The 26,995-nt window shown below is 71.2% G+C and carries 26 protein-coding genes; 11 read left to right on the forward strand and 15 right to left on the reverse strand.

Annotation, left to right across the window (positions count from 1 at the left end; genetic code table 11):
• Positions 1-6: 6 nt before the first annotated feature.
• Positions 7-1,404, reverse strand: a complete 1,398-nt coding sequence (locus ABZ441_RS15185; RefSeq protein WP_358973106.1) for a DUF6421 family protein — start codon at positions 1,402-1,404, stop codon at positions 7-9.
• A gap of 279 nt (positions 1,405-1,683) precedes the next feature.
• On the opposite strand from ABZ441_RS15185, the gene ABZ441_RS15190 reads away from it, so the two are divergent.
• On the forward strand, positions 1,684-2,334 hold the full coding sequence (locus ABZ441_RS15190; protein WP_358973233.1) for a glycerophosphodiester phosphodiesterase family protein: 651 nt from the start codon (positions 1,684-1,686) through the stop codon (positions 2,332-2,334).
• A gap of 42 nt (positions 2,335-2,376) precedes the next feature.
• On the opposite strand, the gene ABZ441_RS15195 is transcribed toward ABZ441_RS15190, so the two are convergent.
• A complete protein-coding gene (locus tag ABZ441_RS15195) occupies positions 2,377-2,928 on the reverse strand; it encodes a GNAT family N-acetyltransferase (protein ID WP_358973109.1) in 552 nt (183 codons plus the stop codon).
• Positions 2,929-3,104: 176 nt separating this feature from the next.
• Between ABZ441_RS15195 and ABZ441_RS15200 the strand changes: the two genes are divergently transcribed.
• The 5 genes from ABZ441_RS15200 to ABZ441_RS15220 all read left to right on the forward strand — a co-directional run bounded on the left by ABZ441_RS15200 (position 3,105) and on the right by ABZ441_RS15220 (position 6,467).
• Positions 3,105-3,695, forward strand: coding sequence for a DUF5134 domain-containing protein (locus ABZ441_RS15200; protein WP_358973112.1), 591 nt, complete (start codon positions 3,105-3,107; stop codon positions 3,693-3,695).
• A gap of 87 nt (positions 3,696-3,782) precedes the next feature.
• On the forward strand, positions 3,783-4,718 hold the full coding sequence (locus ABZ441_RS15205) for a M56 family metallopeptidase (RefSeq protein ID WP_358973115.1): 936 nt from the start codon (positions 3,783-3,785) through the stop codon (positions 4,716-4,718).
• 33 nt (positions 4,719-4,751) lie between these two features.
• Positions 4,752-5,453, forward strand: a complete 702-nt coding sequence (locus ABZ441_RS15210; protein ID WP_358973118.1) for a phosphatase PAP2 family protein — start codon at positions 4,752-4,754, stop codon at positions 5,451-5,453.
• A 31-nt stretch (positions 5,454-5,484) separates the two neighbouring features.
• Positions 5,485-6,210 (forward strand): HAD-IA family hydrolase, encoded by a 726-nt coding sequence (locus ABZ441_RS15215; protein WP_358973121.1) that lies wholly within the window; start codon positions 5,485-5,487, stop codon positions 6,208-6,210.
• Between the two features lie 80 nt (positions 6,211-6,290).
• Positions 6,291-6,467, forward strand: a complete 177-nt coding sequence (locus ABZ441_RS15220) for a hypothetical protein (protein ID WP_358973124.1) — start codon at positions 6,291-6,293, stop codon at positions 6,465-6,467.
• A 131-nt stretch (positions 6,468-6,598) separates the two neighbouring features.
• On the opposite strand, the gene ABZ441_RS15225 is transcribed toward ABZ441_RS15220, so the two are convergent.
• The 7 genes from ABZ441_RS15225 to ABZ441_RS15255 all read right to left on the reverse strand — a co-directional run bounded on the left by ABZ441_RS15225 (position 6,599) and on the right by ABZ441_RS15255 (position 14,175).
• Positions 6,599-6,946, reverse strand: a complete 348-nt coding sequence (locus tag ABZ441_RS15225; protein ID WP_358973126.1) for a transcriptional regulator — start codon at positions 6,944-6,946, stop codon at positions 6,599-6,601.
• A gap of 51 nt (positions 6,947-6,997) precedes the next feature.
• Positions 6,998-7,726, reverse strand: a complete 729-nt coding sequence (locus ABZ441_RS15230) for a class I SAM-dependent methyltransferase (RefSeq protein ID WP_358973129.1) — start codon at positions 7,724-7,726, stop codon at positions 6,998-7,000.
• Positions 7,727-7,826: 100 nt separating this feature from the next.
• Positions 7,827-8,231, reverse strand: a complete 405-nt coding sequence (locus ABZ441_RS15235) for a hypothetical protein (RefSeq protein ID WP_358973132.1) — start codon at positions 8,229-8,231, stop codon at positions 7,827-7,829.
• 408 nt (positions 8,232-8,639) lie between these two features.
• The gene (locus tag ABZ441_RS15240; RefSeq protein WP_358973135.1) at positions 8,640-11,042 is read right to left on the reverse strand and encodes a glycoside hydrolase family 3 N-terminal domain-containing protein; all 2,403 of its coding nucleotides are present in this window, start codon (positions 11,040-11,042) and stop codon (positions 8,640-8,642) included.
• 52 nt (positions 11,043-11,094) lie between these two features.
• Positions 11,095-11,994 carry a carbohydrate ABC transporter permease gene (locus tag ABZ441_RS15245; protein WP_358973138.1) on the reverse strand — a complete coding sequence of 300 codons (900 nt, stop codon included), beginning with the start codon at positions 11,992-11,994 and terminating at the stop codon, positions 11,095-11,097.
• Between the two features lie 4 nt (positions 11,995-11,998).
• A complete protein-coding gene (locus ABZ441_RS15250) occupies positions 11,999-12,928 on the reverse strand; it encodes a sugar ABC transporter permease (RefSeq protein ID WP_358973142.1) in 930 nt (309 codons plus the stop codon).
• Between the two features lie 2 nt (positions 12,929-12,930).
• Complete coding sequence (locus tag ABZ441_RS15255) at positions 12,931-14,175, reverse strand: extracellular solute-binding protein (RefSeq protein ID WP_358973236.1); 1,245 nt, start codon at positions 14,173-14,175, stop codon at positions 12,931-12,933.
• A gap of 215 nt (positions 14,176-14,390) precedes the next feature.
• Here ABZ441_RS15255 and ABZ441_RS15260 point away from each other — a divergent pair, with 215 nt between their 5' ends.
• The 3 genes from ABZ441_RS15260 (at position 14,391) to ABZ441_RS15270 (ending at position 17,240) form a co-directional block, all read left to right on the forward strand.
• Entirely contained in the window at positions 14,391-15,461 is a 1,071-nt protein-coding gene (locus tag ABZ441_RS15260; protein ID WP_358973145.1) for a LacI family DNA-binding transcriptional regulator, read from the forward strand.
• The gene (locus tag ABZ441_RS15265; RefSeq protein ID WP_358973148.1) at positions 15,458-15,997 is read left to right on the forward strand and encodes a GNAT family N-acetyltransferase; all 540 of its coding nucleotides are present in this window, start codon (positions 15,458-15,460) and stop codon (positions 15,995-15,997) included. Before ABZ441_RS15260 ends, ABZ441_RS15265 begins: the two co-directional genes overlap by 4 nt.
• Before the next feature lie 157 nt (positions 15,998-16,154).
• Positions 16,155-17,240, forward strand: a complete 1,086-nt coding sequence (locus ABZ441_RS15270) for an exo-alpha-sialidase (RefSeq protein WP_358973151.1) — start codon at positions 16,155-16,157, stop codon at positions 17,238-17,240.
• 33 nt (positions 17,241-17,273) lie between these two features.
• Here ABZ441_RS15270 and ABZ441_RS15275 read toward each other — a convergent pair whose 3' ends face one another.
• The 4 genes from ABZ441_RS15275 to ABZ441_RS15290 form a co-directional block, all read right to left on the reverse strand.
• A complete protein-coding gene (locus tag ABZ441_RS15275) occupies positions 17,274-17,690 on the reverse strand; it encodes a universal stress protein (RefSeq protein WP_358973154.1) in 417 nt (138 codons plus the stop codon).
• A gap of 1 nt (position 17,691) precedes the next feature.
• Positions 17,692-19,185 carry an APC family permease gene (locus tag ABZ441_RS15280; RefSeq protein WP_358973157.1) on the reverse strand — a complete coding sequence of 498 codons (1,494 nt, stop codon included), beginning with the start codon at positions 19,183-19,185 and terminating at the stop codon, positions 17,692-17,694.
• Between the two features lie 110 nt (positions 19,186-19,295).
• Positions 19,296-20,516, reverse strand: coding sequence for a saccharopine dehydrogenase C-terminal domain-containing protein (locus tag ABZ441_RS15285; protein WP_358973161.1), 1,221 nt, complete (start codon positions 20,514-20,516; stop codon positions 19,296-19,298).
• Positions 20,517-20,912: 396 nt separating this feature from the next.
• The gene (locus tag ABZ441_RS15290; protein ID WP_205023791.1) at positions 20,913-21,590 is read right to left on the reverse strand and encodes a uracil-DNA glycosylase; all 678 of its coding nucleotides are present in this window, start codon (positions 21,588-21,590) and stop codon (positions 20,913-20,915) included.
• 208 nt (positions 21,591-21,798) lie between these two features.
• On the opposite strand from ABZ441_RS15290, the gene ABZ441_RS15295 reads away from it, so the two are divergent.
• Entirely contained in the window at positions 21,799-22,788 is a 990-nt protein-coding gene (locus tag ABZ441_RS15295) for a BadF/BadG/BcrA/BcrD ATPase family protein (protein ID WP_358973164.1), read from the forward strand.
• Between the two features lie 149 nt (positions 22,789-22,937).
• Positions 22,938-23,861: a hypothetical protein gene (locus tag ABZ441_RS15300; RefSeq protein WP_358973166.1), complete on the forward strand. Its 924-nt coding sequence runs from the start codon at positions 22,938-22,940 to the stop codon at positions 23,859-23,861.
• A gap of 109 nt (positions 23,862-23,970) precedes the next feature.
• Here the strand turns inward: ABZ441_RS15300 and ABZ441_RS15305 are convergent, their stop codons facing one another.
• Together ABZ441_RS15305 and ABZ441_RS15310 are read right to left on the reverse strand one after the other, a co-directional pair.
• Positions 23,971-25,041, reverse strand: a complete 1,071-nt coding sequence (locus tag ABZ441_RS15305; protein WP_358973239.1) for a lactonase family protein — start codon at positions 25,039-25,041, stop codon at positions 23,971-23,973.
• A gap of 359 nt (positions 25,042-25,400) precedes the next feature.
• Positions 25,401-26,873, reverse strand: a complete 1,473-nt coding sequence (locus tag ABZ441_RS15310; protein ID WP_358973242.1) for an FUSC family protein — start codon at positions 26,871-26,873, stop codon at positions 25,401-25,403.
• Between the last annotated feature and the right edge of the window lie 122 nt (positions 26,874-26,995).

Raw genomic sequence — 26,995 nt, forward strand, 5'->3', positions numbered from 1 at the left:
CCGCGCTCACGCGGCTGCCCGCCCGGCGTCCGCCGCGGTGATCCCCTTGGTGGAGGCGATCACATGCTTCAGCTTTTTCGCGAGCGCCTCATAGAACATGCTCAGGGGAAACTCGTCCGGAAGCACGTCGTCGACGAGCTTGCGGGGCGGCAGACTCAGGTCCAGGGCGTCCGGGCCCTTGGCCCAGCGGGATCCCGGGTGGGGGGCGAGATAGGTCGCGACCAGGTCGTACGCCGCGAACCAGTGCACGAGTTTGGGGCGGTCGATGCCGTCGCGGTAGAGCTTCTCGATCTCACCGCAGAGCTGGTTGGTGACCTGCGGGGCACGGGCCCAGTCGATCTTGAGGGTGTTGTCGGTCCAGCGGACCACGTCGTGCTTGTGAAGGTAGGCGAAGAGGAGCTGGCCGCCGAGACCGTCGTAGTTGCGCACGCGCTCACCGGTGACCGGGAAGCGGAACATCCGGTCGAAGAGCACGGCGTACTGCACGTCACGGCCCTGACCGAAGCCGTCGGCCTCCAGCTTCACGGCCTCCTTGAAGGCGGTGAGGTCGCAGCGCAGCTCCTCGAGTCCGTACATCCAGAACGGCTGGCGCTGCTTGATCATGAAGGGGTCGAACGGAAGATCACCGTGGCTGTGGGTACGGTCGTGGACCATGTCCCAGAGCACGAAGGCCTGCTCGCAGCGGTCCTGGTCGCCGATCATCTCGCGGATGTCGTCGGGCAGCTCGACGCCCAGCAGGTCGACGGACGCCTCGGTCACACGCCGGAAACGGGCGGCCTCACGGTCGCAGAAGATGCCGCCCCAGCTGAATCGCTCCGGCGCCTCGCGCACGGCGATGGTCTCGGGGAAGAGCACGGCGGAGTTGGTGTCGTAGCCCGAGGTGAAGTCCTCGAAGGTGATGCCGCAGAACAGCGGGTTGTCGTAACGCGTCGCCTCGAGGTCGGCGAGCCACTCGGGCCAGACCATCCGCAGAACGACGGCTTCCAGATTGCGGTCCGGATTGCCGTTCTGGGTGTACATGGCGAATACGACCAGGTGCTGGAGACCGTCGGCACGGTTCCTGGCGGGCTGGAAGGCGAGCAGGGAGTCGAGGAAGTCCGGGACGCCGAAGCCGTCCGCGGCCCAGCGGCGCAGATCGGCGACGAGCGCGCGGTGGTAGGCGTCGTCGTGCGGGAGCAGCGGGGAGAGCTGCTCGACCGCGTCGACCACGCGTCGGACGACGGCTCCGGCCGCTTCGAGGGAGGGGGCACCGTCGGCGTCGAAGTCGATGGACCCGTCCTCGGACTGCCAGGGGCGGAGCTCCTCCACGGCACTCTTGAGCGCGGGCCAGGCCGGGTGCTCCACGACCCGCTGGGCAGCAGCTATCGCACCGGTGGTGGTCGCATGCTCAAGAATTTCCGTCATAGCACTTCCTTCACGGGAGAACCTCGCGTCAAGCAACCGTATCCATGAGCGGTTCCTTCAGACAAGTGGAGGGCAGAAAATTATCCTGCCACACCTCATAGTCACCGTTATTTTTCCTGCCACACATCGGCGTGACAACTTCTTCGGCAGGTGCGCAGGGCAGAGACCAAGCGGCACGCGCGAACTGATTGCCTTGGGGTAGGAGCCGCACGCGGGGCTCACACGACGGACGGAAGCAGGAGTGCCTTGACTTTTCTCACCATCGGTCATCGCGGGGTCATGGGTGTCGAGCCGGAGAACACGCTGCGCTCGTTCGCACACGCGGAGCAGGCCGGCATGGACGCCGTCGAGCTGGACCTCCACCTGAGCAAGGACGGCGCACTCGCGGTGATGCACGACGCCGCCGTGGACCGCACGACGGACGGGCGGGGTCTGATCGCCGAGAAGACCATGGCGGAACTCCGCGAACTCGACGCCGGGCAGGGTGAACGGGTACCCGTCTTCGAGGAGGTCCTCGACGCGATCGGCTCGCCCCTCCAGGCCGAGATCAAGGACGAAGCGGCAGCGCGGGCGCTGGCCGAGGTGATGCTGCGACGCGATCTGGCCGGCCGCGTCGAGGTGTCCTCGTTCCACGACGAGGCGGTCGCCGAGATCGGGCAGCTCGTCCCGGGCGTGCGTACGGTGCTCATCGCCAGCCGATGGGAGGCCGACGTGGTGGACCGGGCGAAGGCGGTCGGCGCTGCGACGCTCGCCCTGAACATCCGCCGCCTCACCCTCGAGGTGGTCGAGCAGGCGCACGCCGAAGGCCTGAAGGTGATCGGCTGGGTGGTGAACACCCCGGACCACCTGCGTCTCGCCCGTGCGCTGGACCTGGACGGCGCGACGACCGACCGTCCCGAGATCCGGCGCGCCGGCCGCTTCACCGCCTGAGGCGCCCGGCAGGCCCGCGCGGGGACCACCGCTTCCCGCGGTCTACAGGTTCTTGACCAGCAGCTCGAACGCGAGGTCGTCGCGCTGCGGGATACCGAATCGCTCGTCGCCGTACGGGAAGGGCGTCAGCTCTCCCGTACGGCGGTAGCCCCGCCGCTCGTACCAGGCGATCAGCTCCTCGCGCACGGAGATCACGGTCATGTGCATCTCACTCGCACCCCAGCCCTCGCGGGCCGTGCGCTCCGCCTCGGCGATGATCACCTTGCCGAGCCCCTCTCCCTGCAGCGCCGGGCTGACGGCGAACATGCCGAAGTACGCGGCCTTCCCGCGGTGTTCGAGCTGACAGCAGGCGACCGGCTCGCCGTCCCGCTCGGCGACGAGCACCCGGCCCGAGGGCGCCGCGAGCACCTCACGCACCCCGTCGGCGTCGGTGCGCTGCCCCTGGAGGATGTCCGCCTCCGTGGTCCAGCCGGCCCGGCTCGCGTCGCCCCGGTAGGCGGACTCGACGAGTCGCACCAGGACCGGGACATCGTCCTCGGTCGCGTCGCGGAAGGTCAGTTCTGCCCGTGCTGCCGTGGCCGGTGCGATGTCCATGTGGCTCTTCTCCGGTGGTGTCCCGACTGTGCTGCCCCGAGACTAACCCGGCCCCGAACGCCCCCCTCGGCCCCGAGCGCGCGCCCCCGCACCCCAATGCGCCCCGGTAGGAGCGGCCGGGACGGGGCATCGATGGGACGACACCGGCGTGCCGCGCCGTAGGGGGAGGTCCCACTGTGCACGGACCGGCGATGTCCGGCTGGCTGCTCATGGCGTTGTGCGGAGTCACGGGGGCGTACTGCCTGCTGCGTACCCGGGACGGTACGGAACGGGAGCGCGGACCGGCCCGCGCCGAGGCGCTCATGGGGTTCGGGATGGCAGCGATGGCGGTGCCCCCGGCCCTGGTGACGCTCCCCGCGTGGATGTGGGTGGTGTACGCGGTGGTGTTCGGCGCCGCCTCGCTGCACGCACTCGCGTGCGCCAGTGGCGGCGGCCACCACCTGCATCACCTGGTCGGCTCGCTGGCCATGGTGTACATGGCCGTGGCCATGGCACCGGGGGCCGCGCACGCCGGCGGCGGCCACCTGGGGCACACGGCGACGGCCGGGGGCGCCCCCGTGCTGACGGGAGCCCTGCTCGTCTACTACGCGCTCTACGTCCTGCGCTCGGCAGGACGGCTGATACCCGCTCCCACACCGGTCGGCGCCTCCGCCGAGGGCGTCGGAGCCGGCGTGACGGGCCCGGCCTGGGGTGCGCGCCCGGAGCTGGCCCTGGCGTGCAGACTGACGATGGGAATGGCGATGTTCGCCATGCTGCTCACATTGTGAGACAACAGGCCCCGCACTCCGTGTCGTACGTCACTTGGCGCCCGCGGCCATACCCGTGGATACCGCGGCGCTCATAGGCTGACGCCCATGTTGGTCTCCCTCGCGCTGCTGCTGCTCGGTGCACTGGCTGCCGTCCTGGCCCCGGGCCTGATGGCCAGGGCCCGGTGGCCGGAGCGCGAGCCGGTCGTGGCCCTGTGGGTCTGGCAGTGCGTGGTCGCGGGCGTCCTGTTGTCGTTCGGGCTCTCCATGACCTTCAGCGCGGCCGCCGCCTGGCAGGCGGTCCGCGGCCATGTCTTCGCGCCCGCTCCGCACGCCGTGGTCGAGGCGTACGCCCTGGGCGCTTACGGGCCGTGGTCGGCCGTCATCGCGGTCCTGCTCGCACTCGGCGGGGTGTGGAGCGCCGCCATGCTCGTGCGGGAGATCCACCGGGCCGGCGTCCGCCGCAGGATGCGGCGCACCGAACTACTGGTCCGCTCCCCGCTGATGCCGGGCGAGGAACCCGGCAACGGGCGCCTCGTGGTGCTGGAGGGCGAACGGCCCGACGCATGGTGGCTGCCGGGGTCCGCTCCCCAACTGGTCGTCACCACCGCCGCACTCGGGCGGCTGAAGGGTCGTCAGCTCGATGCCGTGCTGGCCCACGAGCAGGGCCATGCGCAGGCCCGCCACGACTGGCTCCTGCACTGCTCGGACGCCCTCGCGACCGGGTTCCCCCAGGTACCGGTGTTCGCCGCCTTCCGCGATGAGATGCACCGCCTCGTCGAGCTGGCCGCGGACGACGTCGCCTCACGGCGTTTCGGACGCCTCACGATCGCCCTCGCCCTCGTCGAACTCAACGAGGATCGCGGGGTGTTCGGCCCGGCGCCGTCGTCCGGCGCCCATGTCCCGCTCAGGGTGAACCGCTTGCTCGCCCCGGTGGAACGACTGACCGCGGGCCGTCGGCTGCGACTGACGGCCGCCGCCGCGCTGGTGCCTGCCGTACCGCTGCTGGTGGCTTTCGTCCCCGGACTCCGCGCCCTGGGATAGCTTCACGCGCGGATCATGAACAAGAATCGTCCCATGTGTCCCCCTCCCCTCCCTCCGCCTGCCCGCACCCGGGTGCCCTTCCTGACCACGGGCCTCGTGCTCGCGTCGCTGTCCGCCGTCCTCCTGGTGCTGGTCTCGGTGCGCTGGCCACCCCTGATGTCGCTGGACACCACGGTGGCCGAGGCGCTGCACCGCAGGGCGGTGACCGAACCGACGCTTGTCCACGCCAACCGGGTGCTGACGGACTGGGTGTGGGACCCCTGGACGATGCGCGTGCTGACCGCCGTCGTCGTGATCGCCCTGTGGTGGCGCGGCTCACGGCTGCTCGCCGGGTGGATCGCCGCGACCAGCCTGCTCGCCACGCTCGTACAGCAGGGTCTGAAGGCCGCTGTGGGCCGGGAACGTCCGCAGTGGCTCGACCCGGTGGACTCGGCGCACTACGCGGCCTTCCCCTCGGGTCACGTGATGACCGCGGCGGTGACCTGCGGGCTCCTCCTGTGGTTGCTGCGTCTGCACGACGCGCAGCCTGCGCTGTGGTGGGGCTCGGCGGTGGTCGCCCTGGTCTCGGTGGCCGGAGTGGCCTTCACACGCGTCTACCTGGGCGTGCACTGGCTGAGCGATGTGGTGGGCGGGGTCCTGCTGGGAGGAACGGTGGTCACGCTCTCCGTGGCCGGACATACCGCGTACACGCGGCGCTTCCGCCGGCAGGCCTGCGACGGGGGCTCCCTCTTGTAGGCCCTCACCGGGAACGAGGATGATCGGCTCCATGAAGACCAAGGGCGTACTTTTCGACTTCTCCGGGACCCTCTTCCGCATCGAACCCGTCGACGCCTGGCTGCGTGCCGTCCTCGACGCGCGGGGCACAGCGGTGGAGCAGACCGACTTCGAACGCTACGCACGGGAGCTGACCCGGGCCGGGGCACTGCCCGGCGGCCCGCAGCCGGAGCGGATTCCGCCGTCGCTGGCCGCCGCGTGGGACGCGCGCGACCGCAGTGCGCCGCTGCACAGGGAGGCGTACACGGGTCTGGCGCGCGAGGCGGCCCTTCCCGACCCGGGCCTGTACGACGAGCTGTACGACCGCCACATGAGTCCCGCCGCCTGGCAGCCGTACCCCGACGCCGAGGACGTGCTTCGTGGGCTGCGCCGTGACGGAACCGCGGTCGGTGTCGTGAGCAACATCGGCTGGGACCTGCGCCCCGTCTTCCGCGCGCACGGCCTGGACGAGCTGGTCGACGTCTACGTCCTGTCCTACGAGCACGGCGTCGCCAAGCCCGATCCGCACCTGTTCCGCACGGCGTGCGCGCTGCTGGAGTGTGACCCCGCGGACGTGGTCATGGTCGGGGACGACCGCCACGCGGACGGCGGCGCGGCCGCCGTGGGCTGTGAGGTGCGTTTCGTCGACCACCTGCCCGTGGCGGAGCGGCCGGACGGGCTCCGGGCGCTCGACCTGCTGGAACGCGACAAGGAGCGGACTGACGGGGACCGCTCGTGAAGAATTCCGGGAGGAGGTGTGAGGGATGTCCCTGCCCCTGAGGGGGTCCGAGCTCCCCGCCGGGGTTTAGCTTGGTGGACATGTCCCCGAACCCGTCCGTCGCCGCGCGCCCCGCATCCGTGGTCAACGAAGAGATCCGCACCCTGTGGCAGCGGTCGGGCGGGCTGCTGTCCGCGGACGACGAGACGGAGTACCAGCGTCTGCTGGTGGAGTGGGCCACGGCCTCGGGTACGAGCGTGCGGCAGCCGGCCGCCTGAGAGACCACGCGAGGTCCTGCGGCTGATTCCGGCGATCCCCCGCATCGCCGGAATCAGGGCTCAAGCATCTCCCCGCGCCGCTCACGGGTCAATGAGATAAATGTGCCCTGCCGGACGGCTGCGGGAACGCGTCAGGCCTGGCGTAGGGGCTCGGCCCGCAGCTCCGCACCACCGAGAACGCTGTCCAGCGGGCCTGGAAAGAGTGCGTCCAGGTCATCCGTCCGAACGGAGCTCGGCTTGGCCGCGCCTCGGTAGAACTGGGCGATCACGCCGTTCTCACGGAGCACCTTGAAGTGGTGCGTGGGCCGGGACTTGGACACCGGGAGATCGACGCGGGGCCAGGCCTGCTCGTCGGCCACGGTGGCCAGTCGGCGCACGATGCCGAGCCTGATGGGATCCGACAGCGCATGGAGAACGCCTTCCACGCGGATCTCGTCCCGCGAGGGGTGTGCGAGCACACGGGCGGCGTTCGTCGTCACGATGGCTCCACTTCGCACAGGGGCCATCAGTGGACGAGAGGTGTCGCAACCCTATCCACGTGCGGCCACCACGAGCCGGACGTGAGGGCTGCCGTCCGGCCTCCGGCCGAACTCCTCCATCGGCAGCAACCGCACCGTGAATCCGGTCCGCACGAGGTCGTCCACCACGTCGGCCAACGGAAACGTGCGGTAGTACATGACGAAGGGCGGGCGCCACAGCGCATTGCGCGCCCGCATGGCCAGGTCGAAGCCGAGCAGCGACCAGTAGGCGCGGGAGCCCACCGCGGGCGGCGCACCCACCGGGAAGACGAACAGTCCGCCCGGCCGCAGCGCCGCGTACACCTGGTCGAACAGCTCGGGACGTTCCTCCGGCAGGAAATGGCCGAACGCACCGAGGCTCAGGGCCAGGTCGAAGACGCCCGGGAACGGCAGCGCCAGGGCGTCGGCCCGGACCCAGTCCACCGCCGGCCCACCGGGGTCAGCGGTGTACGCGGCGCGGGCGACGTCGAGCATGCCGACACTGAAGTCGACCCCGGTGACCCGCTCCTGGCACAACCCGCGCAGCACGCCCACACCCGCTCCGGTGCCGCAGCAGACGTCCAGACCCCGGCCGAACGGCCCGAGGGGCCGCACCGCGTCGGTGACGGCTTCGAGCACCCGGTCCGGGGTCCGGTAGGGCGTCAGGTCGAACTTCGGGGCGAGCAGGTCGTATCCGCGCATCGTCGAGGAGAACGCCTGTACGGCCAGTTCGCGCAACGTGGGGCCCTGGGGAGTGAACATCGCCGCTCAGCGTACCCACAGACACGTCGGCGCGCCGCGTGGCGGCACTGTTCGGACGCCTCCTCGGGGCCGCCCGACAGGCCGCGCGTGCGGCTCCGCCTCATCCGCCCTGCCGCAGCCTGCGTCGCAGCGGGATGTCGGCATCGGCCGCGTACATCTGGCTCCAGCTGCGTCCGCTTCCGGATGTCCAGGTCACCTGGACGTTCTCCCCGTCGGTCCTGACGGCCTCCACCGTCATGAGCCTGTCCCCGTCCCGTACGTCGCCGCGCAACAGCTCATGCGCCTTGACGGTGACGGGCTCCGCCGTTCGCGCGTTCTCCGCCTCGGTGGCCGCCGCGACGAGTGCGGAGGCCAGTTCCCTGGCCGCCGCCGGTGTGCAGGACCAGGAGGCCTGCACGGAGGTGCCCTCGATCCTGATCGCGACCCGGTCGGGCCCGTCCGCGCCTCCGGGGGCCACTTCCAGGGCCGCACCGCGTCCCTCGGGGTCCCGGATCTCGATGCTCATTCCTGCCGCCTCCTCGTACCGCTCCGGTCCGCTCGGCCGGAGCCTCCCCGGCGGGCCGGGACAGCTGGGCCCGATGCCACCGGTGTCCACCATGGAGGTTCTGGAGTACCACGGTCGGGCCGGCCATCCGCAATTTCACGGCGTGCGCGCCTTCCGGGCCGATCCCACGCGCGGTGCCGGTGCGGTCGGCGTCGTCCGAGGTGCCGCGGGCCCAGCCGGTGTGCACGGTGCGGGGAGGAGGAATCCCCGGCAGGGCCGTCCCTCGCCGGCCGGGCCGACCGGTGTTCGCGCGAGCACGGAGGTGATCGCGCCGGGGCGGGCTTCGAAAGTTTCGAAGCCCGCCCCGCGCACGTGGGCAGGAGGGTGCGCGGGGCCGAGGTACCCGGGGACCGCGGCCCCCGGTCGTCGTCACTTCGACGCGAGGGGCGCACCGAGCGACGGAGCGCACACCATGTGCCGCCGGTGGTCGACGGTGCGCTCGGGTCCGGTGAGACGCAGCCGCACGGTGTGCTTCACATCCGCCATGTCGCTGGACGTGGCGAAGCGCAGCTCGAGATCGCCGGGTTCGACGATCCGGCGCCCGCCCGCCCCGGTGAAGGAGACCAGGTCGGGATGGAAGCGGAAGCCGACCCTGCGGGACTCCCCCGCGGCGAGCGGCACCCGGGCGTATCCGATCAGCCGGGCCTCGGGGCGGGTGGTCTGGGCGACCGGATCGTGGACGTAGAGCTGGACCACTTCTGCCCCGTCGCGGCTTCCTGTGTTGCGGACCGTGATGGCGAGGTCGGTCTCGCCGTCGGTGGGGAGTTCGGCGGCCACGTCGTCATCTGCCTCCCAGACGAACGAGGTGTACGAGAGCCCGTGGCCGAAGGGGTAGAGCGGGGTCGGGTCCAGGTTGCTGACCCCGTTGGCCCGGCCGAGCGGCGGCTGCAGATAGGTCCACGGCTGACCGCCCGGGCCGTTGGGCACGCCCAGCGGCAGGCGTCCGGAGGGGTTGACCCGCCCCGAGAGCACGCCCGCGAGCGCCGGTCCGCCCTCCTCACCCGGGAAGAACGCCTGCACGCAGCCGGCCAGCCGGTCCGCCCGCCCGCCGAGCGCGTACGTACGTCCCGTCAGCAGCACGAGGACCACCGGGGTGCCGGTCGCGAGCAGCGCGTCCAGGAGCTCACCCTGGAGACCGGGCAGCGCGAGGTCGGCCGCGTCGCAGCCTTCGCCGGAGGTGCCGCGGCCGAACAGCCCGGCCCGGTCACCGAGGACGGCCACGCAGACGTCCGCCCCGGCCGCCAGGGCGGCGGCGCCCTCGATGCCCGCGGCGTCGGTACCGTCCACGTCGCAGCCCGGCGCGTGGTCGATGGCCGCACCGGGGAACTCCTCGCGGAGCGCCTCCAGCACCGTCGGTACCTCGATGCCCATGGGCGTCTCCGGGTGCAGCACCCCGACGTGGCTCGGGAAGGAGTAGCAGCCGAGCATGGCCAGCGGGTCGTCGGCACGGGGCCCCACGACCGCGATGCGTCCGCCGCCGCTCAGCGGAAGGGCCGCCTCGGGATTGGCGAGCAGCACGCAGGACCGCTCGGCGAGCAGCCGGGCCAGTGCGCGGTTCTGCGGCAGGTCCAGATTCACCGTGCCGCGCGCCTGCTCCGGATCCACCCCGCGCAGAGCGGTGGGCAGGTCCCGCCGGTCCGGGTCGAGCAGGCCGAGCTCGCACTTCTGGAGCAGGACCCGGTGCAGGGCACGGTCCACCAGTTCCTCGGCCACGAGTCCGTCGCGTACGGCGGCGACCAGCTCGTCCCCGTAGCTGCGCACGGTGGGCAGCTCCACGTCGACGCCGGCCGTCAGAGCCAGACGGGCGGCGTCGCCGCGGCCCGAGGCCACCTTGTGGAGGGTCTCCAGGAAGCCGATGCCGAAGTAGTCGGCGACGACCGTGCCGGTGAACCCCCAGGTGTCCCTGAGGAGTCCGGTCAGCAGCGTCGGGTCGGCGGCGGCCGGGACTCCGTCGATCTCCGCGTACGAGTGCATCACCGAACGGGGGCCGCCCTCACGGACCGCCATCTCGAACGGCGGCAGGAGTACGTCGGCCATCTCCCGGGCGCCGGCCCGTACCGGCGAGAGGTTACGGGCGCCGGCCGAGGCGGAGTAGCCCGCGAAGTGTTTGAGCGTGGCGACGATCCCGGAGGACTCCAGGCCCCGGACGTACGCCGTACCGATGGTCGCGACCAGGTAGGGATCCTCGCCGATGGTCTCCTCGACACGGCCCCAGCGCAGGTCCCGCACCACGTCCAGAACCGGGGCGAGGCCCTGGTGGACACCGACGGACCGCATGTCGCTGCCGATCCGGTACGCCATCTCGGCGACCAGCTCCGGGTCCCAGGCCGCACCCCAGGCGAGCGGCACCGGATAGGCGGTGGCACCCCAGGCGGTGAAGCCGGCCAGGCACTCCTCGTGGGCCAGCGCCGGGATACCGAACCGGCCCGCCCCGGCGATCCTGGCCTGGGCCCTGGCCAGCGACACGGCGCCGATGCCCGGATCCACCGGGGCCGTGCCGAACGGCCGGGTGAGCTGGCCGAGTCCGCGGGTGGTGATGTCCTCGAAGTCGACCGTGTCGACCATGTCGTTCTGGTGCGGCGCGACTCCGTCGCCCTCCGCGTCGGCACCCACCCAGATTCCGTAGAGCTGAGCGGCCTTCTCCTCGAGTGTCATCCGGGCCGCCAGGTCGGCCACCCTCACCTCGGGGCTGAGCGAAGGGTCACGCCACGGGCCGTCGACGGCGGGGGGTGTGTCGGCCCGGCGGGCCTGCTGGGCGGGGTGGATTGCCATGGCGGCAGGGGTTCCTCTCATGAGTGCGGTGGTCCGGTGCGGCGTCGGTGTGCTACTTGCCGCCCACCCCCATCAGTCCGTCGATCAGCGCCCGCCGGGCCACGAGGTACACGGCGAAGATGGGGATGACGGAGAGGACGATCGCTGCCAGTACCGCGGGGATGTTCACTCCGAACTGGCTCATGAAGTTGAACAGCCCCAGCGTCAGGACGCGCTGCTCCTCCGACTGGGTCAGGATCAGCGGGAACAGGAAGCCGTTCCACGCCTGCAGGGCGGAGAAGATCGCCACCGTGCTGATCCCCGCCTTGGACATCGGCACCGCGAGCTGCCACAGCATGCGCACGGACGAGGCGCCGTCGAGGGCCATCGCCTCGTACATCTCCTCGGAGACGTCGCGCATGGTGCCGCTGAGCACGAGGACCGCGACAGGCATCGCGAACGCGGCGGTGGGCAGGATGATCGCCCACAGCGTGTCGTACAGCCCCATCTCGCCGATCATGAGATACAGCGGCACGATCACCGCCTGCGCCGGGATCGCCACGCCCAGCAGGAAGGTCCGGAAGGCGAGCGAGGAGAGGCGGCTGCGGGTGCGCACCGCCACGTACGCGACGGGGACGGAGAGCACCAGCACGATGGCGACCGTGGCCACGGCGACGATCGCCGTGTTGCCGATCAGCGTCAGGAACCCGCTGTTCAGCACGGTGCCGTAGTTCTCGAGCGTCGGCTCGGTGGGGATCGCCAGCGGATCGCCGTTCAGGGCCTCGTCCTGGCGCATCAGCGAAGCGGAGACCAGCGTGTAGAGCGGCACCAGAACGATGATCAGCCAGATGAGCGAACCGATGCCGGCCACCGGGTTGCCCAGGGACCTGCGCCGTCGGACCGTACGGCGGGCGTGCGGCGCGACGGGGGCGGCTCGGCGCGGCGGCGCTGTGGGGCGGGTGTCGGTGGACATCTCGTCACATACCTTCCCGGGTGGACCTCATGGACCCGAAGCCACTGAGGCGGACCATGACCAGCGAGATACTGGTTGCCACGACGACGAGTGCGGTGGCGACGGCCGCCGCGTAGCCGAGGTCGTACGTCTGGAAACCGGTGCGGTACATCAGGTAGGGCAGGATCGTCGTGTCCGTACCGGGACCGCCCTTGGTCATGATGAGCACGGTGTCGAAGTAGGTCAGCGAGCCGACGATCATCAGCACCGACGAGGTCGTCATCGTGTGGCGCAGTTGCGGCAGCGTGATGTGGAAGAACTGCCGCACCATGCCGGCACCGTCGATGGACGCGGCCTGGTAGAGGACCTCCGGGATCTGCCGGGCGCCGCCCTGGTAGATCAGCGTGTGGAAGGGCATGAACTGCCATCCGCCGACGAACGCCACGACGAGCAGGGCGCCGGTGGACGACCCCATGACGTTGGGATCGACGCCGATCCAGGGTCCGATCGTCCGGATCACACCGAAGTTGGGATCCAGCAGGGCGTGGAACAGCATCGCGATGGCGGTGGTGGAGAGCAGCAGCGGGATGAAGAAGATCGCGGAGAGGAACGCGCGGCTGCGTCGGCGGCCGGCCGCCCAGACGCCCAGCAGCAGGGCCACCGGAGTCTGGAAGACCCAGCTGATCGTGGTGAGGAGCAGGCTCAGCCAGGCGGCCTGGCCGAACTCGGAGTCCTTGAACAGCCTGGTCCAGTTGTCCAGGCCGGTCAGGGTCGGGGAGTTGAGCCCGTCCCATTCGCAGAAGGAGAGATAGACGGCGATCGTCAGGGGGACGATCGCGAAGACGGCGAAGAAGAGGATGCCGGGGAGGGCCCAGGCGACCGGAGGGCGGCCGGCGTCGCCGACGGCCGCCCTCCCGTTCCCGCGCCTCTTCGCGACCGGAGTGTGGTGGGACATCGTTACTTGGCGGCCTTCATTGCTGCGACGAACTGCTCGGGGGTCGTCTTCGCGGCGAACAGCTTGCTGATCTCCGTGAGCAGGGGTGTGGCGTACTGGGCTTCGAGTGCCTGGTCCCACGAGAGGGTGAAGCTCGGGGCCTCCTGCACCATTTCGTACTGGTAGGCGGCGAACTCGGGGTTGGGTGAACCGCTCAGCATCGAGGCCGCGTTGGACGTGGTGGGTACGTCACCGTTGTCGACGAGGGACTGGGCGTAGGACTTCGACGCCATCGCCTTCAGGAATGCGAGGGCGGCGTCCTTGTGCTTGGTCCTGGCGTTGACCGACCAGTAGTTGGTGGGGTTGCCCACGACGTTCGTGGGGTCCCCCACTCCGCCGGCGACCGTCGGGAACGCGGTCCAGCCCAGGTCCTTCTTCGCGAACCCGGGGGCCTTGCCCAGCTGGGTGGAGTACTCCCACGAGCCCATGAGGTGCATGGCGGCCTTGCCCTTGTTGAGCAGGGTCGGGGCTCCCCCGTTGCCGTAGTCGACGGAGTTGAAGTTCTTGCCGAACGCGCCCTCGTCGATCAGTTCCCTGACGGTCTGCGCCGTCTTGAGCACCGCCGGGTCGCCCCAGCCCTCCGTGTCGCCGTCCTGGATCCTCTTGAAGACCTCCGGGCCGCCGATCCGGTCCAGCAGGTACTCCATCCACATCAGTTCGGGCCACTTGTCGGAGCCGCCGAGCGCGAAGGGGGTGATGCCGGCGGCCTTGAAGGTCCTGATGGCCGTCTGGAGGTCCTCCCAGGTCTTGGGGGGCTCGATCTCGTGCTCGGCGAAGAGCGCCTTGTTGTAGAAGAGCATCACGGGCTGCATGCCGCGCATGGGCACCCCGTAGACCCGCCCTTCGAGACCGCCGGCCGTCATGATCGAGGGAAGGAAGCCGTCCTTGAGCGTCGCGTCGCCCTCGATCGTCGACGTGAGGTCGACCAGGTTCCCGGAGTCGACGTACGGCTTGATGGAACCGCCGCCCCAGTTGAAGAAGACGTCCGGGGCGCTGGGCGAGCCCATGGCGCTGCGCAGCTTGTTCACGTAGTCGGTACCGGGGACCGACACGAGCTTCACCTTGACCTCGGAGGTCTTGTTGAACGTGTCGACCGCGGCCTGCTGGACCTTGACCGCGTCGTCGCCGTAGACGTAGGCGGTGATGGTTCCGCTGTCGCTGCCGCTGTCCCCGGAGCCGCAGCCGGCGAGCAGACCGGCCATGACCATCGCGGCGCCAGCCGCGACCCATCTCGTCGAACGTGTGCCCTGAGTGAATATCCCCGACCGCATGACCGCACCCTCTGTCGAATGTTTCGGCTTGCCTATCGAATGTTGCCGGAACCGTACGGTCGCGTTTCGGGCCCGTCAAGAGGGCCGGAGCAACGAAGTACGAACCTTGCCCGGACTGCGATGCGGGCCCCCGGGCGAGCTACGATTCGTGCATGAGCCCTGCAAAGGTCCGGCCCCAACAGGAGAAGGCGTCCGGCGACGAGTCGTCGGAGAGCACCGCCACGCTGGCGGAGATCGCCCGAGCGGCCGGAGTTTCGGCGCCGACAGTTTCGAAAGTGCTGAACGGCCGAGCCGATGTCGCCCCCGGTACGCGTACGAAGGTGGAGGAGCTTCTGCTGCGGCACGGTTACCGCCGCAGGCGTGGCGCCTCCCAGCAGTCCAGGCTCATCGACCTGGTCTTCCACGAGCTGGACAGCGCGTGGGCGATGGAGGTCGTCCGGGGCGTCGAGAACGTCGCGAGGGAGGAGGGCCTGAGCCTGGTCCTCTCGGAGAGCGCCGGCCGGCTCACCCCCGGTCAGACCTGGGTGGACGGCGTCCTGGCCCGCCGCCCGGCCGGAGTGATCCTGGTGCTCTCGGATCTCGACGCGGCGCAGCGCGCCCAGTTGACCAGCCGCTCCATCCCCTTCGTCGTCGTCGATCCGGCGGGCGACCCCGGGGACGACATCCCGTCGGTCGGGGCGGCCAACTGGCAGGGCGGCCTCGCCGCCACCCGCCACCTGACGGGCCTGGGCCACCGGCGGATCGGCGTCATCGGCGGGCCTGCCCGGATGATGTGCAGCCGCGCCCGGCTGGACGGCTACCGCGCCGCGCTGGAGACCTCGGGTGTCCCGATGGACCCGGCGCTCGTGCGGGAGGGCGAGTTCAACCACGAGGACGGCTACAGGGCGGCCCTGGAACTGCTCCGGCTCCCGCAACCGCCCACGGCCGTCTTCGCGGGGAACGACCTGCAGGCGCTCGGCGTCTACGAGGCCGCGCGCGAGCTGGGGCTGCGGATCCCGGAGGACCTCAGTGTGATCGGCTTCGACGACCTGCCGCTCACCCGCTGGATCGGACCGCCGCTCACCACGGTGCGCCAGCCGCTCGTGGAGATGGCGGAGACCGCCGCCCGCCTGGTCCTCGACCTGGGCCGGGGCAAGCAGCCCGCGACCACCCGGGTCGACCTGGCCACGAGCCTGGTCGTCCGCAGCAGCACGGCCCCGCCGTCGACGGGCGCCCGTCCGTGACTCCGGAGCTGCGGACGGCACGGCTGCTGCTGACCCCGTACGCGCCGTGCGACGAGGAGGAGTTCGTCGCCCTGTTCCAGGACGCCCGGGTGTCCCGGTGGATGGGCGACGGCCCTTCCGCGGAGGCGGAGGACCGCGCCGTCTTCGGACGAATCTTCAGCAAGGTGTACGCCCGGGACCTCTTCGACGTGTGGGTGGTCCGCGAAGGCGGCACGACGGTGGGCCATGCCGAGATCAAACCCACCCCGGAGTCCGGCGGGCACGAGATCATCTACGCCCTGGCCCCCGGCGCCTGGGGCCGGGGGCTCGGCACCGAATTGGCCGGGTCACTCGTGGACTACGGATTCGGCGTACTGGGCCTGCGCGACGTGTACGCCACGGTCGCCGCGGAGAACGGGGCTTCCCTGGCGCTGCTGCGGCGCATCGGCTTCCGGCACGTCCGTGACATCCCCGAGGCGGACGGGAGCACGACCCGGCTGCTGGTCCGCGCCCGCGAGGACTCCCGGGAGCAGCCGCCCGGCAGCGGGACGCCGTAGACGTCCCGGCATCGACCGGCGCGGCAGGCGTGCCGGGGACCGGGCGGGCCTGCCGCGACCGCTCCGACCTGGGCCGACACCGCATGTCCCGGGCACTGTCAGTGGCCGGGTGCAGACTGGGCCCATCCGGCACAACGGCGTCTCGGGAGGTCCACTCATGACCGATGTACTGCTCACCGTAGGCACGCGCAAAGGGCTCTTCATCGGCCGCAGACACGGCGGCTCATGGACGTTCGGCGATCCGCATTTCAACGCGCAGGCGATCTACTCCATCGCGATCGACACCCGCGGCGACGAGCCCAGGCTGCTGGTCGGCGGGGACAGCGCGCACTGGGGGCCGTCGGTCTTCCACTCCGACGACCTGGGAGCGACCTGGGTCGAACCGAAGCAGCCCGCGGTGAAGTTCCCGCAGTTCACGGAGGCGTCGCTGGAGCGGGTGTGGCAGCTGCATCCCGCCGGCCCCGAAGCGCCCGGCGTCGTGTACGCGGGGACCGAGCCCGCCGCGCTGTTCCGGTCCGACGACCGGGGCGAGTCCTTCGAGCTGGTCCGCCCGCTGTGGGAACACCCGACGCGGTCCAAGTGGGTCCCGGGCGGGGGTGGCGAGGGGCTGCACACCATCCTGACGGACCGACGGGACGCCGGAGCGGTGACCGTCGCCGTCTCCACCGCGGGGGTGTTCCGCACCAGGGACGGCGGCGAGCGCTGGACCCCTGCCAACAAGGGCGTCTCCGCCGTGTTCCTGCCGGACCCGGACCCCGAGTTCGGCCAGTGCGTGCACAAGGTGACCCGGGACGCGGTGGACCCCGACCGGCTCTATCTGCAGAACCACTGGGGCGTGTTCCGCAGCGACGACTCCGGGGAGCACTGGAGGGACATCGGCGCGGGCCTGCCCTCGGACTTCGGCTTCGCCGCTGCGGCGCACCCCCATCGCGGGGACACGTTCTACGTCTTCCCGATCAACGCCGACGCGGACCGTGTGCCGGCCGGGCACCGCTGCCGGGTGTTCCGCACCAGGGACGCGGGAGAGTCCTGGGAGCCGCTCTCGCTGGGTCTCCCGGACGGCGATCACTACGGCACAGTGCTTCGGGACGCGCTCTGCACGGACGACGCCGACCCGGCAGGCGTCTACTTCGGCAACCGCAACGGCGAGGTGTACGCGAGCGCGGACGACGGTGACAACTGGCAGCAGCTCGTGTCGCATCTGCCGGACGTGCTGTGCGTGCGTGCGGCGGTGCTGGGCTGACCGGAGGGGTCGTCGCGTCCCGGTCCGGTCCGGTCACACCTCGGTCGGGACGCACAGCACCGGAACGGTCGACAGGTGCAGGAGCTTGTGCGGGACGGAACCGAGCAGCGCCCCACGAATCGGGCTCTCGCCCCAGGTTCCCACCACGATGACCCTCGCCCCGTGGCGTGAGGCGGCTTCGATCAGCGCCTGCGCCGGACTCATGTCGATGACCTCGACCGTGGTCGGCACACCGGCCTCCTCGGCCGCGGCGACCGCGTGTTCCAGCCCCGCGCGCCCCGCCTCGCGGATCGCGTCGTAGTGAGCGCGGTACTCCTCGCCGGTGGGTCCGGGCGGCGCAGCGCCGTAGACCAGGACGAGCGGCTCGCCGTACGCGGCGGCCACCTCGATCGCCGTCCGCAGGGCGCGCGCGGCGCCGGGTGACTCGTCGTACCCGAGGACCACGGACATCTCAGGTCTCCTTGCCGCGTACGAGGTCCGGGTCGACGACGCCACGTCGTTCGGCCCAGAAGGACGGCGACCGGAACCGCAGCACCACCATGAGCACGACTCCGATCAGGCTGATGCCGATGCCGATGACGAGCGGGGGGCCCAGCCCGAACCAGGAGGTTCCGCTGTAGGAGTTCGCCGGGTCGGACATGTCCATGACCGACCGGACGAGCAGCCAGACGAGCAGCCCGGCTCCGACCAGCGGGCCGAGGCCGATGAGCAGGAAGTTGCGCACGCTCTCGGTCAGATGGCGGCGGTAGTAGACGACGCACGCCACTCCGGTGAGGGCGTAGTAGAAGGCGATGAGCAGGGACAGTGCGGTCAGCGAGTCGAAGAGGGCGTTCTCACTGATCTGACTGACGACGAGATACCAGGCGATGGCGATGGCGGCCACCCACCACGTGCTCACGTCGGGAGTACGGAACCGGGTGCTGATGTGGGCGAAGTGAGCGGGCAGCGCCTGCCGGCGGGCCATCGACAGCGCGGTGCGCGACGCCGGGATGATGGTGGTCTGGGTCGAGGCGATCGCGGACGTCGCCACGGCGAGCAGTACGATCCAGTCCCAGCCCCCCATGACCTCGCCGGCGAGCAGCGCGAAGATGAACTCCTCCTCGGCGGCGTTGTCCGCCAGGTACGCCGTTCCGGCGAACGCGACGACCCCGAAGCCGACGGACAGATAGGTCACCAGCAGGATGACGGTCGACCACACACCGGCCTTCCCGGGCGCGCTCGCGGAGTCCTCGACCTCCTCGGTGAGGTTGACCGCCGATTCCCAGCCCCAGTAGATGAACACGCCCAGCAGCAGGCCGCTCGTGAGCGCCGCGCCACCCGCTCCGAAGGGGTTGAGCCACTCGGCCGAGGGTTTGACGGAGTCGAAGGACGTCGTGCCCGCGTAGACGCGGTAGAGCGCGACGATCACGAAGATGATCAGGAAGACCACCTGCGCCAGGATGAGGACGTTCTGCACCTTGGCCGACAGCTCGGTCCCGATGACGCACAGCCCGGTCATCACGATGATCAGTAGCACCGCGAGCAGCTGCCGCACGAACTCGTTCTCGGCCCAGCTGTCGAGGCCGACGGCCAGCAGACCGAAGCTGACGGCGACATCCGCCAGTGACCCGACCACGAGCACACCGGTCATGGCGATGGCCCAGCCGCCGAGCCACCCGGTCCAGGGCCCCATCGCCCGGGTCACCCAGGAGAACGTCGTCCCGCAGTCCTGGTCGACCTTGTTCAGGTAGTAGAAGGCCGAGGCGATGAAGAGCATCGGTACGAAGGAGGCGAAGAGCACTCCGGGTGCGTAGATGCCGACGAGTGCCACGATCGGGCCGATGACGGCCGCCACCGAGTAGGCGGGGGACGTGGCGTTCAGTCCGATGACCAGTGCGTCGACGAATCCGATCGCGTTCGGCTTCAAGCTTGCCGGTGGTGCTGAGCCGGCGCGTTCCTCTGCCATGCTCCCTCGCTCGGGTCACTGGCCTGAAGAGCAGGCGGAATATTTCCTTCCACATGCTAGGGAGACACCCGCGGGAGCGCACGTCCGGCGGGTGCCCGTCCAGCCGGCGGTCACTGCTCGCGGATGCCCCAGGGAGTCCCGTACTCCGTCAGCAGGTCGAGGAAGGGCCGCGGCGGCATGGCCTCGGGGCCCAGCACTCCGCTGCCGCCCCAGAGGCCGCCGGCGATGAGTTCGAGCGCGGCGACAGGGTTGATCGCCGTCTGCCAGACCACGGCCTGGGAGCCGTATTCACGCATCGACCACTGGTTGTCGACCACGTGGTAGAGGTAGACCTCTCTGGGCCGCCCGTCCTTGCTGCCCTTCACCCAGGTGCCCGCGCACGTCTTCCCGTGCATCCGCTCACCGAGCCCGGCCGGGTCGGGCAGGCACGCGGCCACCACGTCACGGGGCGAGACCCTGGCGGGGCCGGCATCGCTCTTCACCGGGACGGGCTCCGTACGGTCGAGACCCAGCTTGTGGAGCGTACGCAGCACCCCGATGAACTCGTCGCCCAGCCCGTACTTGAAGGTGACGCGCCGGGCCTTCAGCCAGCGCGGTACGAGCAGCACTTCCTCGTGCTCGACGTTGACGCACTCGACGGGCCCGATGCCCTCGGGGAAGTCGAAGACCTCCGGATCGCTGAAGGGGGCGGTGGTGAACCAGCCCCGCCCCTGCTCGTAGACGACCGGAGGGTTCAGGCACTCCTCGATGGTCGTCCAGATACTGAAGGACGGGGCGAAGTCGTAGCCCTCCACCGTCAGGTCGGCACCGTCGCGGATACCGATCTCCTCGATGTCGTCGAAGAGTTCGTCGGAGGCGTACCGGGCGAACACGTCCGAGAGCCCCGGCTCCACCCCCATGCCGACCAGTGCGAGGCGTCCGGCCGCCTCCCACTCCGACGCCCGGTCGAACTGGGCGTCCCCGAGCTTGACGCCACACTCCTCGTACGGCCGGGAAGGGTGAGGCCGGGACAGGGACATGGCCATGTCGAGGTAATGCGCGCCGTGCGCGAGAGCGGCCTCGAACAGAGGCATGACGAACCGGGGGTCGGTGGCGTTGAGCAGGACGTCGCAGCGGTGTTCCTCGAGCGCGGCACGTACGGCCACGGGGTCGGAGGCGTCCAGCCGGACCGCGCCGAAACGCCCGCCCCGCTCCCCGAGCGCGGCGACGGCGCTCTCCGCCCGTCCGCGGTCGTAGTCGGCGACCGTCATGTGCTCGAAGAAGGACCGGCGGGCCGCGATCCCGGTGATCGCCGTGCCCACCCCTCCCGCACCGACCAGGAGGACACGCATGGGACACCACTCCTCTGCGACTTCGCCGCGGCAACCGCTGCGGCCGGGCCGGCCGGGCCGGTGGAGTGGGGACGTTAACAGCCTGTCTGCCCGGTTGTGGGGAACCGTTCGGGTGTGTCCCGCGCCCGGGGTGCCCACGTCGCGGGGCACCACCCGGACGGGCTCCCGGCGTCATGGCTCACGCTGCGTCAGGCCGGGGCGCGGCCCCCGACCGGCACATCGCTCCCGGAGAAATCCGGCCCCACCGGCGGGGGGGGCCGGTGGGGCCGGGTGCTCACGGACGGGAGGGGGGTCACCGCCGGAGCTCGTACCAAAGGGTCTCGTGCCCCGGAAACGAGAAGGTATGCGACGCCGCGGCCCCTGGGTGCGGGACGCATCGTGTGCCGCACCGGCCGCTCACGGCAGACGCCAGTCCACCGGCTGTTCCCCCGCGTGCACCAGGTGTTCGTTGGTACGGCTGAAGGGCCTCGAACCGAAGAAGCCGCGGTCGGCCGACATGGGGGAAGGATGGGCCGATTCGATCGCGGGCAGGTCACCGAGGAGCGGCCGCACGTTGCGTGCGTCCCGGCCCCACAGCACGGACACCATCGGCTTGCCCCGTGCCGCCAGGGCGCGAATGGCCTGTTCCGTCACTTCTTCCCAGCCCTTGCCACGGTGGGCGGCGGGCTTGCCGGGCGCCGTGGTCAGCGCCCGGTTGAGCAGCAGTACACCCTGCTGCGTCCAGGGTGTCAGGTCTCCGTTGGAGGGCCGGGGAAGGCCGAGGTCGGAGTGCAGTTCCCTGAAGATGTTCTCCAGGCTGCCCGGGAGGCGTCGCACGTCGGGCGCCACCGCGAAGCTGAGCCCGATGGCCATGCCCGGTGTCGGATAGGGATCCTGACCCACGATCAGGACGCGTACGTCGGCGAACGGCTGCTGGAAGGCGCGGAGGACGTTCTGCCCCGCGGGAAGATAGGTGCGGCCCGCTCCGATCTCGGCACGGAGGAAATCACCCATCGCCGCGATCCGGCCCGCCACGGGCTCCAACGCCTCGGCCCAGCCGGGCTCAACAAGTTCACTCAACGGTCGCGCTGCCACAACCGTCACTCTACCGGCCCACACGGCACCGAGTGATCATGCGGCCCCCCACGGAGCCGGGTTGAGCGATAGGGTGCCGCTCGTCTCCAGTCCTCCCCCCCTTTCGGAGTCCCTATGAGGTCCCGCAGGCGTTCGTCCGCGGCCGGCGGTTCGCGTTGCTTCCGGTGACCCGGCCGACCGGTCCCGAGCCGGCGGACGGGCGGCTGCCGTGACGGGCGCGCTCGTCCTCGGGGTGGATTCCGGGGGCTCGGGGCTCCGTGTGGCGCTCGGCCCGGTGGACGCGGGACACCCTGCGTCCACGACCGTCTGCGCCGAACCGGTACGGACGGGCCCGGACGGCATCGACGCCGGGCACCTCCTGGATCAACTGCTGCCCGCTGTGCGCCGGCTGCTGGGGCAGGCGGGACCAGGGGCGGCCGTCACCGCCGCGGCGGTCGGAGCCGCCGGCATGGCGACCCTCGGCGACCAGCTGCGCGCCCGGCTGCCCGGCGCCCTCGCGGACGCGCTGGGCGTACGCCGGGTGGCGCTGGCCGCCGACGCGGTGACCGGGTACGCCGGAGCACTGGGGCAGCGGCCCGGCGCGGTCGTCGCGGGCGGAACCGGCATGATCGCTCTCGGCACCGACCTGGTGACATGGCGCAGGGCGGACGGCTGGGGGCATCTGCTGGGCGACAGCGGCGGCGGGGCCTGGATCGGCCGGGCCGGGCTCGACGCTGCGATGCGGGCCCACGACGGCCGGCGCGGCGGCTCGCCCGTACTGCTGGCGCGGCTCGAGGCGGTCTTCGGACCGGCCACGGATCTCCCGGGCCTGCTCTATCCGCGTACGGACCGCCCCGCGCTGCTGGCCTCCTTCGCGCCCGAGGTCGGGGCATGCGCACCCGACGACGAGGTCGCGGCGGGAATCCTGCGGGAGGCGGCGGGGCACATCGGCGAAGCGGCTGCCGTGGCGTGCCCCGGCGCCGCCGGATCCCGTCCCGACGGCTGCGATATCGCTCTCACCGGTGGCCTGTTCCGCATGGGCGAGCCCCTTCTCGGGCCGCTGCGGGAGGAGCTGGCACAGCAGGTCCCGCAGGCGCGCGTGGTCCCGGCGCAGGGCGACCCGCTGAACGGCGCGCTGGAGATCGCGCGAGCGCTCGCCGGCCCGGGGCTGCGACTGCCGCTCCACCCGTCCCTCCTGTTCGTACCGGGAGTAACCTAGGCGAAACGGGGCCGATTCGAGCGATCGCCCGCCCGGACAGAGCAGGTCAGATGCCTACTTTGCCTCTCGGCAGACATATACGGACAGATAACGCCTGACCACCCCCTCCCCGAACAGAGCGGCACCCAAAACCAGTAGCATGCGGCGCCATGAGCACCCCCACTGGGCCCGCTTCCGGCCTGCCTGTACGAATGCCGCGACCTCGCCAGTCCGGACGGCACCGCCGCCCGGAGCCCGTGGTCGCACCTGAGGGCGCTGCCGCGCTCGTTCTTGCCCTTCCCGGTACCCCTTCCCCGGCCTCGCGCAGCCTGGCCGAGGAAGTGATCAGCATCGCCCGCTCCGAGCTGCCCGGTCTGAATGCACAGATCGGCTATCTCGACGGCGACGACGCCGAATATCCCACGCTCTCCTCCGTACTCACCCATGCCGCCGCGGAGCGCGTCGCGCGCTACGAGCAGGCCACCGCCGCGGGCCGTGAGGTCGCCGAGCCCTCGGGCCCGTCGGCCGTCGTGGTGCCGCTGCTCGCGGGGCCGGACAGCTCTCTGATCCGGCGTATACGGCAGGCGGTCATGGACAGCGGCACGCAGGCCGAGCTGACCGACGTGCTGGGTCCGCACCCGCTGCTCGCCGAGGCGTTGCACGTACGCCTTTCGGAGGCCGGTCTGGCGCGTGCCGACCGTGCGCGGCTGTTCACCGTGGCGACCGCGGCCGACGGCATCGTGCTGGCCACGGTGGGTGGCGAGGAGGCCGTGCAGGCCGCCGGGATCACCGGCATGCTGCTGGCCGCCCGTCTCGCCGTACCCGTGATGGCCGCGGCCCTGGACGTGGAGGGTTCGGTCGCCTCGATCGCCGCCCAGCTGCAGAACTCCGGGTCGGCGCAGCTCGCGCTCGCGCCGTACCTGGTGGGCCCGGAGATCGACGCGGGCCTGCTGGACGCCGCCGCGAAGGAGGCCGGCTGCGCCACGGCCGAGCCGCTCGGCGCGTACCCCGCCATCGGCAAGCTCGTGCTCTCGCTGTACGCCACGACGCTGGGGATCACCCCGGCGACGCCGCAGGGAGCCCAGGCGCACTGATCCACCCGGGTACGGGGTGGACCGGTTCCCTCCGGTCCACCCCGTACACCGTCGTGTGCACCTGTCGGCACTCCCCCGGACGCGGCACCCCCGTCCGGTGGGGAGGGAGTCAGGCGAACACCACGCAGGATGCGGCCGGAACCTCGACGGAACCCGTGTGCACCGGGATTCCCGTACCCGCGTCCACGGCGAACCAGCTGACGTTCCCGGAGTGCTCGTTGGCGGCGTACAGCCACTGCCCTGACGGGTCGAGGGTGAGATCGCGGGGCCAGCGTCCACCGCAGCCCACTGCCGCCGCCAGGACGGGCTTCTCGGCCGTCTCGTCGAGCGTGAGGACGGAGATGCTGTCGTGCCCGCGGTTGGCGGTCCACAGGAACCGGCCGTCGTGCGAGACCACCACCTCCGAGGGGTACGTGCGCACGGCGCCGTCCTCGTCGTGGTCGTGCGGCAGCACCTGTGCCTCCCCGAGCGGTTCGAGCACGCCTCCGGCCGCGTCCCAGCGGCACACGGTGACCGTCGGTTCCAGCTCGTTCAGGACGTAGGCGTGCTCTCCCGACGGGTGGAAGACGAGATGACGCGGCCCGGTCCCCGGCCGCAGCGCCGTCTCGGTGTGCAGCCGCAGCGAACCGCTTTCGGGGTCGAGGGCACAGACGCGTACGGAGTCCGTGCCGAGGTCCACGCTCAGTACCCAGTTCCGTGAGGGATCGGCCAGCACCTGGTGCGCGTGAGGGCCCGACTGGCGGCCCTCGTCGGGACCGTGGCCCTCGTGCACGAGGACGCCGGTCGCCGGGCCGAGTGAGCCGTCGTCCCGCACGGGCAGCGCGGTGACGCTGCCGGAGCCGTAGTTGGCCGTCAGCAGATGGCCGGCCGCGAGGGCCAGGTGCGTGGGGCCTGCCCCGTCGACCGGCCGCACCTCACCGATCAGCCGCGGCGCGCCTTCGTCGTCGACACGGAAGGCCGCGGCTGCGCCTTCGGAGGTCTCGCGGACCGCGTACAGCACGGCGTCGCCCGTTCCGGGCGCTCGGCCGACCGCGAGGAACGACGGATCGGCCACGGCGTCCGTGGACGCGAGGAGGGACAGCGCTCCGGTGTCACGGTCGAAGGCGGCGACGCTGATGCCACGGCCGCCCGCCGAGGTGAACGACCCTATGAATGCCCGCTGTGCGTGGTCGGCGCCCATCGCGCTACCCCTCTTCACGTCCGTCACGATCTTCACGGCCGACGGTAGCAGGCAGCGGTTTTGAGTCCGGACCTGTCGGGGCGACGGGCGAGATCCTCCGTGGCGAAGGGCGTCCGTCAGGAGTCACGCGGCGCACGGCCGGGCGGGAGGTGGGTGCCGAAGTGCGTCGCGCGTGCGGCGGCATCGGGCGGCGGCACGGTCGAAGCCCTCAGGCACCGTGCGAAGCGGAACGCGGGCCCGGCGACGCACGGCCGCCACACCTCTCCGCCCTCCGGGAGGGCGATCGCGACATCGCGGTCATTCGCGCCCGGATCCCGGAGGCCGGGATGGGGCCCGGCCGTACCGCCGCGTGCGACGGCTCAGGCGCCGGCCGGAACTCCGCCGGGCCTCCGCAAGGGGACGGCGAGTTCGAGGAGGGCCCGCTCCAGCGCATGGAGGTGGGCAAACACCGGTTCGACGCCTGTGGGCGGTGTGGCCGTCACGTTGTCGTGACGGAGGTGCTGCCGCACGGACGGCGCATCGGTGAGGGCCTCGACGGCGGTCTCCACCCGCCAGCAGGCCGCGGCGAGCCGGATGTCGTGCGAGGCCTCCGGGTCGGCGGCCACGGAGGCCAGGCCGCGTACCTCGCGTGCACAGTCGTCGAGCAGCGCGAGCACCTGCCGCGCCCGTCGCTTGCGGGCCTTCATGGGGTTGAGCGGATGAACCAGCGGCGCGAGTGACAGTCGTACCCGGCCGAGGATCGCCTCCAGCTCTCCGACGCGCCGGGGCGGGTCGGCGTCCTCGCTCCCGGCGAGCCGGGCGGCGGCCTCCGCCGTGCACGTGTGCACGCACCGCAGCGCCCGTTCCACCCACGCCTCGGTCACCGAGTGCGTCGTGACCGGGAGCACGAAGAGCACCGCCAGTACGGCACCGAGCGCCCCGACAGCCGTTTCGGTGACCCGCAGTACGAGCAGACCCGCGTCGAGCACGCCGAGCAGCCCGTACAGCGTGCTCGCCATCACGGTCACGGCCAGCATCATCCAGGTGTAGGAGACAGCGGCGGTGTAGAAGATCCCGAACACGCTCATCGCCACGACCACGGCGGCCACGATCGGCTCATGGTGCAGGGGCATCGCCACGGCGAAGCCCAGCCCGATCCCGAGCACCGTCCCCAGGAACCGCCTGAACCCGCGGACGACGGCCTCGCCTCGCGAGGTCGTGGCCACGAACACCCACCAGGTGGCGCCGACCGCCCAGTACCAACGCTGGTCGGAGAGCACCTGCCCCAGGGCGAGGGCGAACCCCGCACCCACCGTCGCCTGCACGGCCTGTCGTGTCGTGATCCTCCGGAGCCCCGCCGCTCCGGTGGGGAGGGCGACCGCCACGGGTGCCGAGAGCCGCCGCTCGTAGCACCACACCCCGAACCGCACCACCGAGGAGGTGACGAGCGACAGCAGCACGGCCGCGTACAGCTCGGGCAGCTGGCCGGGCACGGTGTGCAGGAACTGGGCGGAGAAATAGGCCATGAAGCCGAACACACCCAGCGAGTGCCCGCGAGGTCCCCACCGCCGCGCGTACACCCCCGCTCCCACGACGGCGAGGAACGCCAGGTCGCGCGCGACGGGGACGTCGTGCAGCACGGCGGCGAGCGTGAGCACCGGGAGACCGACGACGGGGAGGAGCGCGGTCGTGATCGCCTGTCCACGCACCGTCGGGTCGGTCACCGTGAACAGTGCGAGCAGCGCGGCCAGACCACCGGTGATGGCCGCCACCAGCGAGTGCCCGGCCGCCCCGCACAGCGCGACGGCGAGCCCGATGCCGAGCACGGCCCGGGACGCGAACCGAAGCCGCATCTGCCCCGGGTCGGGTGCGACGAACGCCCTCTTCAGCAAGTTGCCCCGCCCTTTCGCCCGTGGAAGAGCGCAGACATGAGAAAAGCGCCGCATGGATCCCGGAGGGACCCGCAGCGCCATTG

The sequence above is a fragment of the Streptomyces sp. NPDC005752 genome (assembly GCF_040630715.1).
GTDB lineage: Bacteria > Actinomycetota > Actinomycetes > Streptomycetales > Streptomycetaceae > Streptomyces.